Source organism: Mycoplasma amphoriforme A39, from assembly GCA_000723365.1.
Taxonomy (GTDB): domain Bacteria; phylum Bacillota_I; class Bacilli_A; order Mycoplasmatales; family Mycoplasmoidaceae; genus Mycoplasmoides; species Mycoplasmoides amphoriforme.
Map to the genome: position 1 here is coordinate 187,331 of HG937516.1, position 20,183 is coordinate 207,513.

Below are 20,183 nucleotides of genomic sequence, written 5' to 3' on the forward strand. Positions count from 1 at the left end.
TCCTAAATTAAGTTATGCCGGTTTATTTGGTGGTGTTGGTGATTTTTGTTGATTATTAACACTAGGCGGTGTGGGCTTTTTCGGGGGCATTGGTTTGTTGAAAGCAGTAGGCACAGTTGGTTTGGATCCGGTTGGGGTTGGATTTTTACTTCCGGCCTTTAATAACTGTGGTTTTTTCCTAACGGCTGAAGTTTCCAAAACAATTTTTTTATAAACACTACCAACAGCTGAAGTTAACGTATCAACTTTCTTAAATGTTGATACAAAGCCCTTGTCTTGAATCTTACGAGCTTTATACATGGGAATACCAAGACCTAAACCTAAACCTAGAATGATTACTGCTAGAAGAATTGGAACCGAAATGGCAACCGGTAATACTCATGGTGCATATGCACTAAAGCCGGTATAAGTGCGAATTAGCGGATTAAAACTACTTTGATTATCAACTAGTTGTTCGGGCGAATAAAATTGGCCATCAAAATACTGAATGGCTACTGATACTTTGAGTTCATTATTCGCTGTAGCTACTGCACTAACCCGAAATTTTTGACCAGCAAAAGCTGGTTCAAAACTTTTCACCAAAGTGCGAATAATACGTTGGTCATCATCAGCTAATTGTCGAGCTGGGTTTCTTTTGAATCCGGAATTAACTAAATAAGCATCATCTTGGAAGACTAGATTTCCCCAAATGCTTTTAGTTTGCGAACTAGCCTCGCCGTTTCTAACTTCGTAAAAGGGGACGCCTGATGAACTTTTTTTCGCTCGGGCAAAACCATTATCTAAATCAAATAGTCCTGATGGCAAGCGCTTGTACAACTGAACATGACCCGTAGTCGGATTTTCCTTACTATCACTACTTGCAATATAAACGGTTTCATTAGATAACGGAATTATTGCAGTTATGTGTTTCTCACTACTAGTTCCCGAAATCCCAGTTGGGACAAATTGAACGTTTTTACTAATCGGGTCATATGTTAGAACATAAACGGTAGAAAGTGATTCATTACCATCGGTAACACTACCACTATAAACAAAATACCAACTATTGTTGCGATAACTCACACCCTGCAGGCGAGTAAACATGGTATTAGAATCAGCAGCGGCCGGGATTGATCGGGTTGTTTTGGTAGTAACGGTACCGTTAGTTTCATAAACGGTAATTTTCGAACGGGTGTATTGCAAACTGAGGGTCGATCCGGTTGAACTAATTTGCGTATCAAAACCTAAATAACGGTTCGAATAACGGTTCGATGTGTAGCCATCATTTTCTGGATAAGTATCTAAATCTAAATAAGGAGTAACACTAGTATTTGCTGTTAAATCGGCACTAAACAACGGAATCGTGTTTGCTAAATTTCCCTCATTTTCAATAATGGTATTTGCTTGAACAAGACTCATAGTACCAGTAACAATTGGTGTAACTAATGGGTAATTATTCATGGCATTTTTATCACTAATAGCCCCTGCTAAATTCACATTAGTTGACCGAATTAAAACCGGACTGCCACTTGTACCAGTTAACATGTTAGGAACGGCAACTTGCAAGCGAATTTCGTTACGATTTACTAACGCCTTAGCCCCAATAATTTGTAATGCGGGAAATCCTTTCCCGGTAAAACTCATATTGTCAGAATTAGTAATTAAAGATTTTAATTTTTCAGCAGTGACGATATTAGCATCTACCCCGTTTGAGCCAGAACTAGAAATTTCTTTTGGAATTCTTGCTCCAACTAAGCCATCATGAATTTTTAGTTCATAGTTACCATATAACTTGGCACTAACTTTAGATGAATTATTTGCATCATCACTATCTTTAGTTAATTTAAAAGCATAGAACCAGATGTTTGCTAAAGTTGAACCGCCAAAAATATATAAGTTGTCATTATTGCCATCGCCAACATAAACCAAGTTGTTTAAAGAATTTAAATAGAGGGCGTTAGCCACTTTTAGATTATTCGAACTGCCGTTAAAAGTACCACTTAATTTTTGGCCATTGTTACCATTTGCATCATTATTAACTTTTAAAGAACTACTACTTAGTTCCACTTTGTCCGTAGGCGTTAAAGGGGCCTGAAACATAATCTTGTTATAGAAATTTTTCAGATTATCGGGTACAACAAAGCCGCCTAATTCGTAAGTTTTTTTAATAACAAAGTTATCGACACCATTATCAACAACTTGTAACACACGGCCCGGATTTGTAACCTCTAATTGCGATGATGATTCAGTATATGTCGCGTTTGGCTCATTAGAAACAACCAAAACAAAATATTCATTTTTTTGGTTATAATTTTGCACGACTTGGCGTACTTTATAATTAGAAAAATCAACGTCACCAACATTGGCGAATTCAGTTTGGTAGACCGGAAAACCAAACGCATTCATTTTAATTAAACCTGGTCTGTTATTAGCAAAACTAGACAACACAAAATCGCCCTGATCAGTCACGATTGGTGAATTAGTAAGCGGTGCTAAAAAATTGGTATTATTGCTTGGCTCACTTAAATTAATACTTGCTAAACTTTTTGAGGCGTCTTTTTCAGCAATTTTATCTTGATTGCTTAATTTTAAGAAATTATTGCGGGTAGAAAAAGGCATCTTGTCTGAAACATTAATTCCGCTAAAACTATAAACCGAGCCAACTAGTACTAGAGAGAAAAAACTCATCCCGCCAAATAGTTTTATTGATAAATATTTTGATTTTTTTCATTCAAACTTTTTTTTCATACTTTAAGCATTAACTCCTGGTGGTAAAGGTTTTTGTGGTGAAACCGGTGGTTTTACCGGAGGGCTTGGCTTTTTATCAGGTGCTTTCTTCAGCAATTGTGGTGTTTTCTTAATATTACCAATTTGGGTGCGGTTGATAATTTGTTTAAACACACTACCAACTGCAGTGGTTAATGTATCCACTTTGCGGTGGGAAATATCAAAGCCTTGTTGTAACGCTTTTTTGTTCTTTTGCATTGGGATGCCAATGCCAATGCCAAGACCAACAATTACCGCAACCACAAACAAAGGAACAGCAATCGCCACTGCCAAGAGATATTCAGGCTGATTACCAAACGAACCACTGGAATAAGCAACATTTTGATTTTTAAGAACTGAACCATTTTTATCAGGAATTGTTTGCCATGATCTATTAATTGGATTTAAAAGTTGGGCCGAAAACGTTGCTGATTGGTTAGAAATATTTTTGTTGGTAACTAATATCCGGCGGTCTTCTGGTTTAACTTGATTTTTAAAGGTATAGTCAAACAAGCCATCAAAATATTGGGAACGGACAACTTCGATTGAAGTACCATTTTCGTTTTTTTCTTCGATTAATTCGGCTAAACTTTTGGTTTTAATTGATTCGGGAAGATTGGAACGGAAGATACCCGAACCAAGCGTTACCTCACTCGCTTTCATTCAGTCACTATAATTGCCAACCGTTTCTAAAAAACTACCACTACTACTTGGCTTTAAAACAATGATCTCTGAATTTTTTGTTTGCGAAAAGAAATTTCCAGTTGTACGGGGTTTTTGAATGATAACTGAAGGATTTTCCTTGGTTACATCGGTAAAAACTTGGCCACCTGGCACAGATGGATCTTTAAGCGAAACAACTCCTTTTGTTGTCGAATCATATAGCGTTACACTCACACGGCCAAGGCTTGGATTTTGGTATTGCGTTCGGTCATAATAAGTTCCACCACTACCAGAAAAACCCCGAACTAAGACGGCATTGGTTGTATCATCATTATTTCCTGAAGATCATAATGAAAGCACCGAAACATCTTTAGAAGCAGAAGTAGTTGGTACATTACTGCCGGTCGAAGTACCAATGAAGTTTGATCATGAAAGATTTTTATTACCAGATGCATCACTAGCAATAGTTGTCGAACTATTTTTTGCTACTGTGGCACTGTAGTTATAAAAAAGATCATTTGGTTGTCGTCAATAATTTGGTAAAAATGCTGCGATCAAGAAACGACCATGGGTAATTTTTATTTGACTTTCTCTTTTACTTACTTCGAATTCATCAAGTTTAGGAGCAACAATCCCGCTTTTTGTCACATCGGTTACAGGACTAGTACCATGTTGCTGGAAAAAGCCATCTTGACGATTTAAACTAAAGTAGTAAATAAATGCTCCGATTTGCATAATGTAACCATGACTAGCTAACGAATTATCAACAGAATAAGTAGCTAAATTACCAACTGATTTTGGTGAATATCCAAACAGTGAAGTAAACACGCCTAACCCCGCATCTCATAACTGTTGGGGTCTACCGACAACTGCCCCATCACGACCATCCTCATTGCGAGCAACATAGCCATATCTGCCCGCATCATATTTCGATTCATCAGGAAGTACACTTAAATACAATCGTTGGTCAGTAGTTCTAAACTCACTCGGTGCATTTCCCTTGGAATTAAAAGCATAGGTGAAACCAGGATTAACCCCTAAACTATACTTGCTTGGATCTAACAGGGAGAATAATCAGGACTTGTCATTTTCTAGTAATATTCTAATTCCAGCACTCTTGTCAGCATCTTCAGAACTCTCACTAGTAGCAATGCTTAACAACGAAGAAACACTTAATTGGGTACCAAAAACGGTTAAAGGGGTTTTGGAATTTCCAGTTGTATCACCTGAATGAAAACCATGTGAAGGTAAAAAATTAGTTGCATTTTTATTGCCATTACTATTTGTACCATTAAGACTTTTAAATCTGGTCTCAATGTTACTGTATGTTGCATTGGTCGCATTGGTAATAAAACCAAAATCATTTAAACTGCCATAGCCCACAGTAGCAGAAGATGAGCCGCTGTTTTGTGTACTATTATTAGTAGTTACACTACGGCCAACAATGGTTGAATCAGAATCATTGTCGTTTTCTTTTTGAACCGATTTATCTTGACCTACAGTTAAAGAGCCTGCTAAATAGATGTATCCAGCATTTGGATCATTATTTACAGGACCTGATACGCCACCAACTGCCATTCTTGGCACGTACTTAAAATTCTTGTTTTGACCGATAGGAGCATTAGTAAACTCAAAATCAGTAATGGGATTAAAACTATTGGCTTGGATTCCTGCCAAAATATACGCATAAGGAATTCCGGTAATTTCAACTTGTCCGGAATTATTGGCTGAAGGTAAACCGAAATTTAAGCGGAACATTCCAATGGAAAGGGCTTGCTTATTTTCAAAAACGGTACCATTACCCCCAAACATTAAAACCGTACCATTAATCCCATAAAGGTTACCCATGTTGGTAATATACATCGCTCATGGTAAAACAAATTTATTATTTTCATACCAACCCTTGTGGTAATTTGGACTGAAGAAATCTGGACCACCATTACTATCAACTTTTCATTGTAATGGATAATTATTAACCATGGCTCTTGGTGGAATCGAAACAACGTTATTAATAATATAGGTAAAGGCTGTTTGGGATTTATCAACCGTTTGGGTTAACTGCACTACTGAAGCTTGCAATTTGACTTGCTCATTGATCTCATCATAAGTATGCGTTGAACTAACCAAACCCGTTGCTGGGTCAGGAATCGCATCTTTAGGTACTAAGAGAGCATAAAAAGTGTTTGGTAAAATGGCGTCTTGTCTAATTTCAATTACGGCTTTTTCTTTGATCGCTTGATTTTTAAATTTATTTTCAATATTTTTTGATGCAAACGATCCGGTGACACCTTCCGGATTAAAACTTCATTCAACACCACCAAATGCGTTAGTGCGTGTAACTGCATAACCATCATTGACATTTCCCGTTAAAACGGCAAGACCACCATCGTTAAGTTGAATGCCTTGAAAGTTATTGTTTTGGGAACGGCGGATCGCACCAACAGTTTCTCCTTGTTTTAAAGTTGCAACCTGATTAACTGCTTTAATTGAATTATTATCAAAAACGGCATGTTCCTGATTTTGATTTGAATTAGGCATTTTAGACACCGAAAGACCAATGCTGGCTGCCAAACCAAAATTTCCTAAAAAAACTAGTGGGTATCAAATTTTTTTCTTCACACTCTAAACCTCTTGAACTTTCAAAAAGCAAAATAATGATCGCATCTAAAGATAACTATAATTGGTAGAAAATAAATTGTTGGTCAACCAAACACAAGTCTGATGTTCTTCAACATACGATGGCAATATTATATTAGAAATTTTTTTGATTTTAAAAATTTATCAAAATATTTTTTTCTAAGTGCTTCACGATATAAATCAAAATCAATCTAGCTAACAATAAATACTTATTGTTGACAATAAAATGGACCACTAATTTTGAGTTTGATTAAATTCATAAACAAAAAAAATTAAGACTTGATTTGAACTTTAATAAACAATCATTTAAATATAAATTCTAATAACCATACCTATAAAACACAAATTAATAATTACTAATAACCTATTTGTATACACCATCTAAAAACGTAAAGAATCCACTTGGCAAGGTGAGTGCCTGTTGCTTTTGTGTCAAACTTTGTGGGTTTGTAGATGCTGAAGTTGGCGGGGTTGCAGAAACTGGCGGATTTGTCGATGCTGGTGGGGTTGGTGCTGAACCATTATAAAAGTGAGCAGTAACTTTCCCCATAACATTACGAAAGGCGATAACAGCCACTTTGGTAACTTCAACTGATGGATCTTCCGACCTAACGTTGCTACTGTTAAGTCAACCCGATACACTTGAGCCATAAGTTTGTTGAATTAAATTAAAAACATCGCGATAAACTTGGGCACTTTGATCGTTCCTTCTTAATTTATTTGATCGTTTTTTTTCAGCATCAGTGGCTCTTTCATCCTTACGTTTATCAGGAAACCGACTTAACGGGTTTCATTGTTCATCGCCAGAGGTGCCAGGTGGCGTTTGATCAATAAATAGACCAAATTTAATGCCATTGGGATAACCGTTTTGCACGCTTGTATTGTAGCGGTTAGTAATGTTTCGAACAGCTTGAGCCCATTCGCCTAATCAAAGATCACCAATTCCCGGACTGGTCCCGTTGATAAATTGGTATTGGGCTAGATTAGTTGTTGTTGCCAAAGTTAAAACATAATTACCATTATTGTATGCAGTTGTTCCGTAAACCAAATTTTTAACTGTCGGTGATGGAATATTTGTAATTTCACTAAACTGCCGTTTGTTTTCTGGACCAAAATCTTGAAGTGAAATCTGCCGAAATACAGGTGTATCAACAGTAGCACAACTAGTAGCAAAGATGCCAATCATTGTGCTAGTTCCAAACAAACCAAATCAGGTGAATGATTTTTTATACTTTTTTTTATTTCGCATTTTACACCTAAAAAAATACATAATTTATTAAATCAGTACTTAAAATATTGTAACTACTTTGCTTAAGAAATTATAACAAGATAAAAGCAAAATTATTTCAAACTAAAAATTTGCCTTGCTTGTTAATGTAGATTTAGTCGAAACAAATCACCTTTTTATTCATCAATTTCATTATCAATAAAGTACTGATAATCCTTGCGAAATTCGATTGTTTCTAAATACTTTTTGACAAATTCCATTTTATTTGGAACAACTCGAAACTGAACGTAACCAATTTTATTCTTTTTAAGATGACTAAAATCTTGGTAAATTTGCTTAATTAATAGTTCTAACTTATGTTGATTTCAAGAAGTATCAATATGACTTAAAACAATATTTTTCATTAATTTGTAAAGTTTTTGTACTGGTGGTGGTGGTGGCAAGTCAGGATTCAAATGGTACGAATCGATCCGGGCGTTAATTGCAGCGTTACCATCATCAACTTTTTGGTCCAGTTTATCAACCTTTTGGTTGGTTTTATCAATTTCTTTTTTTAATTCAACTTTATTGTTATCAACTTTTTGATCCAGTTTATCAACTTTTCGATCCAGTTTATCAACTTTTTGGTTGGTTTTATCAATTTCTTTTTTTAATTCAACTTTATTGTTATCAATTTTTTGGTTCAGTTTATCAACTTTTTGATTGGTTTTATCAATTTCTTTTTTCAACTCATTTTTATTATTGTCAATTTCTTTTTTTAAATCGGTTTTGATGCTCTGAACGTTTTGATTCGTTTTCTTAGCATTTTCGGTAAGTTCTTTTAGTTGCTCAAGAACCAATTTTTGAAACTTGGAATCATTGTCTTTTTTTGCCACAATCTAACCTCATTACAAATAATAATTGTTTTTAACTTTAAAAATTTGTCAATGTATTGTAAATTAATCTAATTACTAACAGCAACAATTAATCAAAAAAACTTTTTACAGAAATAATTATTTACGCTCTTTATTCATCCATTTCATTATCAATAAAGTACTGATAATCCTTATGAAATTCGATTGCTTCTAAATACTTTTTGACAAATTCCATTTTGCTTGAGACAACCCGAAATTGAACGTAACCAATTTTATTCTTTTTAAAGTGACCAAAATCTTGGTAAATCTGCTTAATTAATAGTTCTAACTTATGCTCATTTCAAGAAGGACCAATATGGACTAAAATAATTTTCATTAATTTGTAAAGTTTTTGTACTGGCGGTGGTGGCGGAGGTAAGTCAGGATTCAAATGGTACGAATCGATCCGGGCGTGAATTGCTGCATTACCATGATCAACTTTTTGGTCCAGTTTATCGACTTTTTGGTTGGTTTTATTAATTTCTTTCTTTAACTCGATTTTAATATTATCAACTTTTTGGTTGGTTTTATCAATTTCTTTCTTTAACTCGGTTTTAATATTATCAACCTTTTGATTGGTTTTTTCAATTTCTTTTTTCAACTCATTTTTATTATTGTCAATTTCTTTTTTTAAATCGGTTTTGATGCTCTGAACGCTCTGGGTTGTTTTCTTAGCATTTTCGGTAAGTTCTTTTAGTTGCTCAAGAACCAATTTTTGAAATTCAGAGTCATTATTTTTTTTAGCCATGTCTAATCCCTATATTAATTTGATATTTTTGTGGAAATCTAAATATTTTATAAATATATTGTAAATTAAATCCGATTAGCAAAACGAACAATTTACTCGGAAATATAACTTTTTGAAGAAATAATTATTTACGCTTTTTATTCATCAATTTCATTATCAATAAAGTACTGATAATCCTTATGAAATTCGATTGCTTCTAAATACTTTTTGACAAATTCCATTTTGCTTGAGACAACCCGAAATTGAACGTAAGCAATTTTATTCTTTTTAAGATGACTAAAATCTTGGTAAATCTGTTTAATTAATATTTCTAACTTATGTTGATTTCAAGAAGTATCGATATGACTTAAAACAATATTTTTCATTAATTTATAAAGTTTTTGTACTGGCGGAGGCGGTGGTGGCAGCTCATTAGATAAATGGTACGAATCAATTCGGGTGTTAATTACAGCGTTACCATCGTCAACTTTTTGGTTCAGTTTATCGACTTTTTGGTTGGTTTTATCAATTTCTTTTTTTAAATCAGTTTTGATGTTTCGAACGTTTTGATTCGTTTTCTTAGCATTTTCAGTAAGTTCTTTTAGTTGCTTAAGAACCGATTTTTAAAATTCAGAGTAAAAACTTTTAAGAAATCTATTCAATAGTAAAAACTAACCAAACATCAATAATAAAGAACGCTTTTATTTCTAAATTTGTTTTAAAAGTGATTTTAAACTTCTTAAATCACACTCAATTTTCAATAATTATAAGTAAATATATTTTCGTCTACGTTTATTAGAAATTCGTGATAGGTTTTTAAATTACTAAAAATTAACTTATCATAAAGCAATCATTAAATTCACATTTATAAAAATAATTTATTAATTATAAACAACTAACATTGCATTAAATTAATCTCGCTAATTGCAGTTATCATAATTATATTAATTAGCTTGCTTGATGAATATCTTTTAATTAATAGATTAATAAATGTGCTCCAATAAAACAAACTATGGGATGAACAAAGTGAATTATAACTAAAAATATTATTTAAAATAGAGATTATTTATTTCGGTAAGTAAAAAGAAATTATGCAAAAAAGAATAAAAGGAATAATTTTTGATTTAGACGGAATTATCACGGATACTGCAAAGTTTCATTACGAAGCTTGAAAGCAAATAATTGCACCCTATGGAATGAAATTAACCAGCGAAATAAACGAAAAAATCAAGGGTTTAGACCGTAAAAATACACTTTTAAAAATTTTAGAAGTCTTTAACTATCAAAAATTATCAGTTCAACAAATTGACCAACTTTGTTTTAAAAAAAACGAACTTTACAAGACATTGATAGCATCAATTACGCCAAACGATATTTTGCCTGGAATTAAGCCGTTTTTAGAAGAAAGTAAAAATCAAAAAATTTTATTAGCAATTGCCTCGAGTTCAAAAAATGCACCCATTATATTAAAACGATTGCAAATATTTGATGTGTTCAATTACCTTGTTGATCCTAGTACGGTTAAAAAGGGTAAACCAGCACCAGATATCTATTTAGCAGCAGCAAATGGTTTAAAACTAAACGCAGATGAATGTATTGGTTTAGAAGATGCATCAGCGGGAATTATCGGATTAAATGCTGCAAATATTTTTTCAGTGGGCATTAATCCGAATGATGATTACGTTAGAAAAAACTCGAGATATTTTTTAGAGTCAACAAATGATTTGGACCTTAATAAAGTTATTAAAGCCTACCAAACATCATTTTAACTTAGTTCAATTGTCAACTCACTTCAATTAATTTTGATTAATACCCTATTATTTTTGTAGATTTTAATTAGCGTTGTGATGTTAGCCATGCGATTAGGAACTAAGGTTCAAATACCTTTTGCAAATACCTCATTTTTTTTCCGCCATTTAATTAATTTTTGAAGGTTTTGATATAAGTTTTTATTTTGTTTACTAAGATCTCATTGCATACATTTGCGACAATCTGGATCTTGTTGTCCTGATAAACCAATTTCGTCACCATAAAAAATACACGGTGAGCCGCTAAATAAAAATAGAAGTTGGTAAGCAAATAAAAATTTCTTCTCATCTTGGTTGAAAATTGTTAGCAATCTTGGCACATCATGGCTACTTAAAATATTAAACATGCCCGTCATGTCATAGGCGTTATACGAAAGTAAAAATTTCGCGAAATTAGTTTCAAACGTTTTCTTATTAGGTTTAAAAATTGCACTTAAAATTAACCCGCGCAACGGATAATTCATTACTCCATCAAACATATCACCTGCTAATCATGGTGTCGAATCATACCAAATCTCGCCCAAAATATAAATTTCTGGATTAATGCTTTTAGTTCAGACGCGAAATTTTCTTCAAAATTCAAAAGCAGGTTCATTAGCAACATCAAGGCGCCAACCATCAATACCCATTTTTGTTCATTTAGTAACAACTTTTTGTAAATATTTTTCAACCTCAAGGTTGTTTCAATTTAACCGGGGCATGTAAGCGGCAAAAGCAAAGGTTTCGTAAGGATAATAATCTAGCCGAAAATTTTTTTCATTACTTAAATCAATTGATTCTCGCAATTTTTCTAACTGCTTAAAATCATTGACAAAAAACCAATATTTGTATTTCGATTTTTCAAGATTTTTTAAGACATCTTGTCACGGTTTAAAAAACCATCCGCTATGGTTAAAAACAGCATCTAACATAACTTTCATGCCTTTTTTATGAGCAAGATCAATCAGTTTTTTTAAATCTTTCTCATCGCCAAAATCAGGTTCAATTCTAAAATAATCAGTAGTATCGTACTTGTGGTTGGATTCGGCTTGAAAAATTGGACATAAATACAATCCAGAAACACCTAATTCTTGAAGATAATCTAATTTAACTGTAATGCCATTGAGATCGCCACCAAAATAATTAAAACGGGTTGGCTGTGTGCCTCATTGCTCAACTGGTTTGCGTTTTTTTGAACTCGTTTTATGAAACCGGTCAACAAAAATTTGGTACCAGACCGTATTTGGCATTCACTTAGGAATCGTTTTTAAATTTCCCTTGGTTAAATATGCTCATGTGTAACATTCATCATGAATTCACTTGGGCTGCTGATCATAAAGATCAAATCGGGTTAAATAATAAGTTGTTTTTGAGGTTTTTATTTCAAAGTAATAATGCAAACGATTGGTGCTAATGGTAATGTAGGCCCGATAATAGTTAAACGCTTGGTCAGCCACATAAAACTCCATGGCTTGTTCAAACGAAACATTTCAAACTTTTCACGTCTTGCTTTTTTTAGGACGACTTTGGTTCACCGTGTAGGGATCACCATAATGTAAAATTAAATTTTTAACCTTCACATCTTTACGCACTTGAATAATGACGCCTAAGGTTTTTGCATCAGCTTGGTATGCCATTTTTCAATATGGGGTATGAAAAATAAAATCATTAGCGATTTGCATTAATTAATCCTTGAATTTTTTGATTTTGATAACACTATTGTTAGTTCATCAGATTGAGCAACAATTGTTTTTCATTGGTTTAAAAACTTGATTTTTGCCGTAATTTTTCCTAATTCTTTCGGAATTTGTGGGGCAAACTCTAAGGTTTGTTTTTTATTAAAACGCATTCCTAAAAGTCCTTCAACAACAGCCAATCATGCTCCAGCCATGGAGGTAATATGCAACCCATCATCGGTATCATCGTTATAATTATCTAGGTCAAGGCGACAAGTTCGAAGCATCGTTTCCAACAAAGTTTTAGCGGGTTTTTTCAGCCGGGACGCAAGAATCATGTGAATGCAGGGTGATAACGATGATTCGTGCACGGTATAAGGTTCATAAAATGAGTAATTTTGGTTCACTTCATGGTCAGAAAATTTTTCAGGAAAAAAATACATTGCTTGTAGAACATCGGCCTGCTTTATGTAACAAGAGCGTAAGATTTTATCCCATGACCAATGCTTATTTAATGGTTTTTCATTCTCTGGAATTAAATCTTTACTGACAAAATTTTTATCTAAAAAAGTATCAAACTGCACAAAAATATCGTGCTTTTTATCGTATGGCAGATACATCTTGGCAACAACTTCTTTTCAGTGTTGAATTTCGGTTTTGGTAAGTGAATATCGCTCTAATTTGGTTAGTTTGTATTGACTAATGCACTCTAAGGCATACTCAATGCACCATCTGGCCATATAATTGGTGTACCAATTGTTGTTAACATTATTATCATATTCATTTGGGCCAGTAACGCCATGAATCATGTAAACTTGCTTGTTTTGCGAATAATGGGTCCGGTCAACTCAGAATTTAGCAACTTCCAAAATTACAGGAATCCCAAAATCTTTTAAATACTTTTCGTCTTTAGTTCATCTCACATAATTGTAAATTCCATAAACAATTGCCGCGTTACGGTGGATTTCTTCAAAGGTAATTTCCCATTCATTATGGCATTCCACGCCATCAAATGTAACCATTGGATATAAAGCCCCATTTAAGCCAAGTTGCTTAGCATTTTCGATAGCTTGATGCAATTGCAAATAACGATATTTAACAAGGTTTTTTGCAACTTCTTGGTCACAAGTTGCTAAATAAAATGGCAAACAAAATGCTTCCGTATCCCAATAAGTTGCTCCGCCGTATTTTTCGCCAGAAAAACCTTTAGGACCAATATTTAATAACGGATCAACTCCTGAATAAGTGCTTAGCAGTTGGTAGATACAATACCTAACACCTTGCTGAATAGCAACATTTTTTTCAATAATAATATCACTTTGTGACCACCGTTTTTCTCACTCATTTTTTTGCAATTTTAGTTGTAAATCAAAATCTGATGTTTGAAGGTTTTTACTTTTTTCAACAATAAAATGTTTGGCATCTTCTTTTGCGATGTTAAAGTCTGATTTAATAAAAACGTGCTTATCTAATTCCAAAATTTCCTGATCTTTTTTCGATGTTCAAATCGAACCTGCCTGAAAACCAGTTTTATTTTGTTCATATTTAATTTCGACACTTTTTTGGTTAGAATTAAAAAGTTTAAACGAACTAAAAACATTAAATTGTTTGACACCAAAAGGGTTCGTTTTCGTTTGCGTGTGTACTAAATATAAGTTGGTATCAATCTTTTTAGTATCAATTAAATCCCAGAAATTTTCCTGTTCACTTGCATCGTAATTAGTGACATCAGTTTTAATTTTTGTGATAAATTCAACTTTGGTATTTTGGGGAACTTGAAAGCGAAAGCGGGTTAAAACGCGTTCAGTCTGGACAACGCTATAAAAACGAAGGACTTGGTAATCGATTGTTTTGCCATTGATATCAAAAGTTGCTTTCCTTAAATAGGTTCCATTCTGCATGTCAAGTTCACGTCAAAATGAAAGCACTTTTAGTTTCGCTAAATCAACCTGGATACCATCAATATAAATTTCGGTATCTAAAAAATCCAAAGCATTAATCATTTTCCCAAAATATAATGGGTAGCCGTTTTTTCACCAACCAACTCTAGTAGGCATAGGATATCACACACCACCTAAATAGTTGCCTAAATGTTTGAAAGAACTAAAAGTTTCTTCAAAAGTTCCCCGGGAACCAATGAGACCATTAGTTGTTGAAAAAATCGATTCACTAAAATAAATTTTTGCTTCCTCAGATGGCAAGTTTTTTTGAATAATTTTTCACGGGTCATAATACAGATTGGTATTACTTTTTAATGAATGGTTTGGTTTAACTCTTGCTTTCATAATTGATCCTTATAAACACGTGAAAACGCTAAAGAGGTTTTGACATTGTCAATATGATCTGATTTTACTACTTTTATTCAAAAATTTTATGAAAAATATAACCGCTTGATTGGTTAATAAATTTTAAAAACAAACTTTATTTAATGCGATTAAATTTCGTACATTACATTTGAAGATTTTTTAAAAAATATCACTTAAGAACACATAAAAATTGCTAAATGATTTTGATTTTCCAAGATTTAAAAAATAAATTAATTCGCAGAAATTTAAGCACTCTTCTAAAATTTCATTTAGGGAACAAAAGAGTAATTTAGCACAACAACAAAATCTGTCAGAATAAATAATGGTAATTTCGAAATTTTCCGTGAACAATATTTCTCAATAATGCGTGAAAAATGAAGATTCTTGCTTCTTACTATATATAAAATTACACTGTGAAATAAGGTGAAGATTTGTCGTAAAATAAATTATCAAATATCCACTAAATTTCCATTAAAAATCAAGGAAGAAGTAGTTCATGAAAATCAATGTGTATAGTGAAGTTACTAAACTAAAAGAAGTTGTGGTTCACACTCCTGGTGAAGAAATAGCACATGTTGATCCAATGCGTTTAAAAGAATTTTTGTTTTCGACAGTAATTGAGCCAAGATCAGCAATTGATGAACACAAGCGTTTTGTAAAAATTCTAGAAGATAATGGGGTAATCGTTCATCAAATCGATGATTTAATTGTCCAAACATACGATGCTGTTGACGATAAAATCAAAAGTGCTTTTATTGAATCCTGATTAGATCACGCCCTGCCAAAATTGTCGACTAAAAACCGTCTCCTTGTTAAAAAGTACATTCTGTCATTTCCAACTAAAGCAATGGTTCGTAAAATGATCGCAGGAATCAGGTGCTGTGAACTAAACTTAAAAGGCAATAAAAATCCCTTAGTTGTTGACCCGATGCCAAACATCTGCTTTGCCCGTGATACATTCGCTAGCATTGGCGATGGCGTATCAATCCACAATATGAAATATCCCACTCGCAAACGGGAAGCATTATTGACTGAATTTGTCTTTAAGAACCATCCCGATTATAAAACCAACTTCAAATATTACGATAATAAAGATGCTAAGGGAACAATTGAGGGTGGTGATATTTTTGTTTATAACGAAAAAACTTTGGTAATTGGCAACAGCGAAAGAACCAATATGGATGCGATTAAAACTATTGCCAAAAGTATCAAATCCCACAAGACGGCAAAATTTGAGCAAATTGTAGCAATTAATGTTCCACCAATGCCCAATCTAATGCATTTAGATACTTGGTTAACAATGGTCGATTATGATAAATTTTTATATTCACCAAACATTTTACAATCCCTAAAATTCTGGGTGATTGATTTAAAAAAACCAAAACTAGAATTAGTTGAAAAAAAGGCCAATCTGAAAACCATGTTGAAATCAATCATTGGTAAAGAACCAATTTTAATTCCCGTTGGCGGCGAGCATGCTGATCAGTTAGATATTGATGTCGAAACCCATTTTGATGCAACTAATTACTTAACGATTGCTCCGGGTGTGGTTGTCGGGTATGATCGCAATGTAAAAACCGAAGCGGCCTTAAAAAAAGCGGGTGTGAGGGTTTTGAGTTTTTCAGGAAACCAATTATCACTAGCAATGGGGTCAGCACGCTGCTTATCCATGCCGCTAGTTCGTGAAAATTAATTATTAAAATTCAAAGGATAAAAGATCACTATGGCATTTAACATTCGTTCAAGAAGTTTAGATTCATTGCTAAACTTTACATCACAAGAAGTTAATCATTTAATTGATTTAGCAATTGATTTGAAAAAAACAAAATATGCCCAATTACACGCTAATAATCGACCATTACAAGGTAAAAACATCGTAATTTTATTTCAAAAAGACTCCACACGCACTCGCTGTGCGTTCGAAGTCGCTGCCATGGATTTAGGTATGGGGGTAACATACATTGGACCTACAGGATCGAATATGGGCAAAAAAGAATCAATTGAAGATACGGCAAAAGTGCTAGGAAGAATGTATGATGGGATTGAATTTCGGGGGTTTTTCCAAAAGGACATTGATGCTTTAGTAAAATATGCTAATGTTCCTGTTTGAAACGGATTAACCGAAAAAGAGCACCCAACACAATGTATTGCCGACTACATGACAATTAAAGAAAAATTAGGATCATTCAAAAATCGGAAAATTGTTTTCATTGGTGATTACAAAAACAACGTTGGGGTTTCAGTAATGATTGGAGCCGCCCACACTGGCATGGATGTGGTAATGTGTGGTCCAAAAAAATATCAGGCCGGTATTGATTTAGAAATTATTGAAAAATGCCAGGAACTTTTTAAACAAAATGGGGGATCTTTGCAATTTAGTGAAGACAAAATCAAAGCAGCAAAAGATGCCGATGTCATCTACACTGATGTTTGGGTGTCGCTAGGTGAGGATTTTTCATTATTTGATGAACGGATTGGCGAGTTGAAAAACTTTCAAGTTGATATGAAAATGATTCAAGCTGCAAAGCCTGAGGTCATCTTCATGCATTGCTTACCAGCGTTTCATGATGATCACACCACTTTTAGTAAAGAAGTGGCCAAAACCCTTGGTGACAAGTACCCAATTGTCAAAACTGGAGCGATCGAAGTAACTGATGAGGTTTTTCAATCAAAGCATAACCAAGCGTTTGATCAAGCCGAAAACCGGATGCATTCCATTAAAGCAATTTTGTTGGCAACTTTGGGGTAATGAACATGGCAAAAATCGTCATTGCTTTAGGTGGCAACGCCCTAGGAAATAATCCGGTTGAACAAAAAGAATTAGTCAAATTACCGGCAAAAATGATTGCTAATCTAGTCCAAGAAGGTCACCAAGTTGTTGTTGGCCACGGTAATGGGCCCCAAGTTGGCATGATTTTTAATGCTTTTAGTGATGCAAAAAAAGCTAACGAGAAGACGCCGTTAATTCCCTTTGCTGAAGCTGGTGGGATGTCACAAGGTTATATTGGTTATCATTTGTTAACAGCGTTATCAAACGCATTTAACATCCAAAAAATTGACCAAGAAATTATTTACGTATTAACCCAAACCATTGTTGATAAAAACGATCCTGCGTTTAAAAATCCGACTAAACCAGTTGGGCCTTTCTATGCAACAAAAACTGATGCACAAAAAAATAATCCCGATTCGCTAATCGTTGAAGATGCAGGTCGCGGTTATCGCAAAGTTGTTCCCTCCCCTTTGCCAATCAACTTTCTTGGTATCAATGCAATTAAAGCCAATGTTGATAATGGGGTAGTTGTCATTGTCGGGGGTGGTGGGGGGATTCCAACAATTATTGAAAATGGCCAATACATAGGGGTTGAGGGTGTTATCGATAAAGACTTTGCATTGGCAACAATTGCTGATAAAATTGGTGCTGATGTTTTTTTAATCTTAACTGCAGTCGACCATGTTTTTATCAACTTTAGTCAACCAAATCAAAAGGCCTTACATGAAGTTAACGTTAACGATTTAGAAAAATATATTAACGAAAAACAATTCGCACCTGGCAGCATGTTGCCCAAAATTCAAGCAGCCAAAACCTTTGTGAAAAACCACGCAAACCGCTATGCCATTATTGCAAGTTTATCGAAAGTTAATGAAGTTTTAGCTGGTAAATCGGGAACGAAAATAATTAATTAAAAAGTCATAAAATAATTAGGATTCATTCATGAATTAAACGGAAATATTTTTAAACATGCAAATTAGTAATGTCGCTAGACACTAAAAGGAATATTTATGGAAGAAATAAAAAGTAATTTAAAACAGGAAGCAGGTGGTATATCTCTGGCTGCACCACAGAAAAAAATTTCCTTCTTTTCGGCCATGTTAATTGTTATGGGATCATCAATCGGTGCTGGAATCTTTTTCAAATCTAAAGATGTTTTAGACTTGTCACAGTCATCACTGGTATTAGCAATTTTTTGTTGAATTATTGCTTCGATTTCGGTAATTGCCATGGCATTAGCCTTAGTTGAAATTTCATCAGCTAGAAATGATAATTTGTCCTTATTAGGTTGAATCAAAGTTTTTAATGGCCGAACCATTTTTAAAGCATCAAAAAATTTTATGTTTTACATTTATTTGCCATTAACTTACTTCTTCATGCCCTTATATTCATTGTTATCACTCCAAGATGCCTTAGGGGCATTTATTAATGATGATGCAAGTGCCATTCAATTTAAAACGAATGCTGATTGAGCCATTTGATCTCTAATTGGTTTAGGGATTGCGGTTTATTTTGTTTATGTAAGTGGCATCTCATCACGAATTGGTAACATTCATAATAAAATCATTACTTATATCAAATTTGTACCCTTAGCAGCTGTGGCAATTATTGGTTTTGTGTTAGTTGGTTTAATTCCCAAAGAAACAATTGAAAAAATTTCACCAACAGTTGTAACTCCAAGTAACGATACAATTGCAGCTGGCAAGGAATTGAAAACATTTACACCCGGATTGGGATTGTTTATCGCTATTGGTGCGATCTTTTTCGCATTTGATGGCTTTTATGTTGCTGGCGGCATTCAGTCAGAAATGAAAGAACCAAAAAAAACACCATTAGCAATTCTATTAGGTCTAGGTATCACGACATTGATTTACTTAATTCTTGCCATTAGTATGTCCATTAATGGTGGTAGTTTTTATGACATGCTTGAAAACATGCGAAAAGCCTTCGGTAGTGTCACTGGTCGAATTGTATTTGGGGTTATTAATTTAGGAATTGCCATTGGTGTATTAGGAATTATTAACGGTTTTGCCCTATGAGCACCAAGATATACTGAAGAACTAATCAAAACCGGAGAACTACCTTATTCATTAAAATATTTAAACCGTTTAAACGATAATCGACCCGTAATTGGTATTGTATATTCATTAGTACTAAGCGTTCCCATCTACATTCTTTTTGCGATTATTGGTGGACTTGGATATATTCCTAAAAGCAGTTATCTAGACGAACAAGGGGCTGAATTATATGGCAGCGGAATGGCACGACTTTACGGATTTACTGATTTAACTTCGACATGAACTTCGGTTTTTGTATTTGGGTTTATTGCCATGGCTATCTATGGTGGTTTACGCAACCGAAAACATCAAAAAATTCAAACAGATCAAAAAAAATACTTCAAAATTTCAGCATGAATTGCTGTAGTTACAGTTGCTTTTTCAATGGCAGTTACAATTATTTTTCCGGTTATTGATATGTTCTTAATTTCGCAAATGAACCGGTTGCAACCTGGTTATCAAGATAATGTAATCTCACGAATTTTAGTGGTCTTTGTGTTATTTCTTTTTGGCTTTGGATCATTTGGAACTACCGTCATTGAAGACATGATTTACAAGCATAAACATGGTTCGATTGATGCGTTTGAAAATTGACAAAAACAAAATTTTAAACATTCCTAAATTAAAAAAATAAAAGAAAATCAGCAAGATATCATGTCTTGCTGATTTTTCATATTAATAATGTTAACAAATG

13 protein-coding genes are annotated in these 20,183 nt (G+C 33.8%); 5 read left to right on the top strand and 8 right to left on the bottom strand.

Going from position 1 to position 20,183, the window contains the following annotated elements:
* Positions 1–12: 12 nt before the first annotated feature.
* The 6 genes from ABDB96_RS00735 to ABDB96_RS00760 all read right to left on the bottom strand — a co-directional run bounded on the left by ABDB96_RS00735 (position 13) and on the right by ABDB96_RS00760 (position 9,279).
* Positions 13–2,727, bottom strand: a complete 2,715-nt coding sequence (locus ABDB96_RS00735; RefSeq protein WP_343251608.1) for a hypothetical protein — start codon at positions 2,725–2,727, stop codon at positions 13–15.
* A 3-nt stretch (positions 2,728–2,730) separates the two neighbouring features.
* Entirely contained in the window at positions 2,731–6,027 is a 3,297-nt protein-coding gene (locus ABDB96_RS00740) for a hypothetical protein (protein WP_343251609.1), read from the bottom strand.
* A gap of 382 nt (positions 6,028–6,409) precedes the next feature.
* Positions 6,410–7,294, bottom strand: coding sequence for a DUF6856 family protein (locus ABDB96_RS00745; protein WP_343251610.1), 885 nt, complete (start codon positions 7,292–7,294; stop codon positions 6,410–6,412).
* Positions 7,295–7,449: 155 nt separating this feature from the next.
* Complete coding sequence (locus ABDB96_RS00750) at positions 7,450–8,148, bottom strand: coiled-coil domain-containing protein (protein WP_343251611.1); 699 nt, start codon at positions 8,146–8,148, stop codon at positions 7,450–7,452.
* 130 nt (positions 8,149–8,278) lie between these two features.
* The gene (locus tag ABDB96_RS00755; RefSeq protein ID WP_343251612.1) at positions 8,279–8,914 is read right to left on the bottom strand and encodes a hypothetical protein; all 636 of its coding nucleotides are present in this window, start codon (positions 8,912–8,914) and stop codon (positions 8,279–8,281) included.
* Positions 8,915–9,051: 137 nt separating this feature from the next.
* The gene (locus ABDB96_RS00760) at positions 9,052–9,279 is read right to left on the bottom strand and encodes a hypothetical protein (RefSeq protein WP_343251613.1); all 228 of its coding nucleotides are present in this window, start codon (positions 9,277–9,279) and stop codon (positions 9,052–9,054) included.
* 705 nt (positions 9,280–9,984) lie between these two features.
* Here ABDB96_RS00760 and pgmB point away from each other — a divergent pair.
* A complete protein-coding gene (pgmB, locus tag ABDB96_RS00765; RefSeq protein WP_343251614.1) occupies positions 9,985–10,662 on the top strand; it encodes a beta-phosphoglucomutase in 678 nt (225 codons plus the stop codon).
* On the opposite strand, the gene ABDB96_RS00770 is transcribed toward pgmB, so the two are convergent.
* Positions 10,659–12,362 carry a glycoside hydrolase family 13 protein gene (locus ABDB96_RS00770; RefSeq protein WP_343251615.1) on the bottom strand — a complete coding sequence of 568 codons (1,704 nt, stop codon included), beginning with the start codon at positions 12,360–12,362 and terminating at the stop codon, positions 10,659–10,661. The genes pgmB and ABDB96_RS00770 overlap by 4 nt on opposite strands.
* Complete coding sequence (locus tag ABDB96_RS00775) at positions 12,362–14,641, bottom strand: family 65 glycosyl hydrolase domain-containing protein (RefSeq protein WP_343251616.1); 2,280 nt, start codon at positions 14,639–14,641, stop codon at positions 12,362–12,364. The genes ABDB96_RS00770 and ABDB96_RS00775 overlap by 1 nt, the downstream gene beginning before the upstream one ends.
* Before the next feature lie 517 nt (positions 14,642–15,158).
* On the opposite strand from ABDB96_RS00775, the gene ABDB96_RS00780 reads away from it, so the two are divergent.
* The 4 genes from ABDB96_RS00780 to ABDB96_RS00795 all read left to right on the top strand — a co-directional run bounded on the left by ABDB96_RS00780 (position 15,159) and on the right by ABDB96_RS00795 (position 20,110).
* The gene (locus tag ABDB96_RS00780; protein ID WP_343251617.1) at positions 15,159–16,355 is read left to right on the top strand and encodes an arginine deiminase; all 1,197 of its coding nucleotides are present in this window, start codon (positions 15,159–15,161) and stop codon (positions 16,353–16,355) included.
* Between the two features lie 30 nt (positions 16,356–16,385).
* Complete coding sequence (argF, locus tag ABDB96_RS00785; RefSeq protein ID WP_343251618.1) at positions 16,386–17,411, top strand: ornithine carbamoyltransferase; 1,026 nt, start codon at positions 16,386–16,388, stop codon at positions 17,409–17,411.
* A 5-nt stretch (positions 17,412–17,416) separates the two neighbouring features.
* Positions 17,417–18,346, top strand: coding sequence for a carbamate kinase (gene arcC, locus ABDB96_RS00790; RefSeq protein ID WP_343251619.1), 930 nt, complete (start codon positions 17,417–17,419; stop codon positions 18,344–18,346).
* Between the two features lie 96 nt (positions 18,347–18,442).
* The gene (locus ABDB96_RS00795) at positions 18,443–20,110 is read left to right on the top strand and encodes an APC family permease (protein WP_343251620.1); all 1,668 of its coding nucleotides are present in this window, start codon (positions 18,443–18,445) and stop codon (positions 20,108–20,110) included.
* Positions 20,111–20,183: the final 73 nt, after the last annotated feature.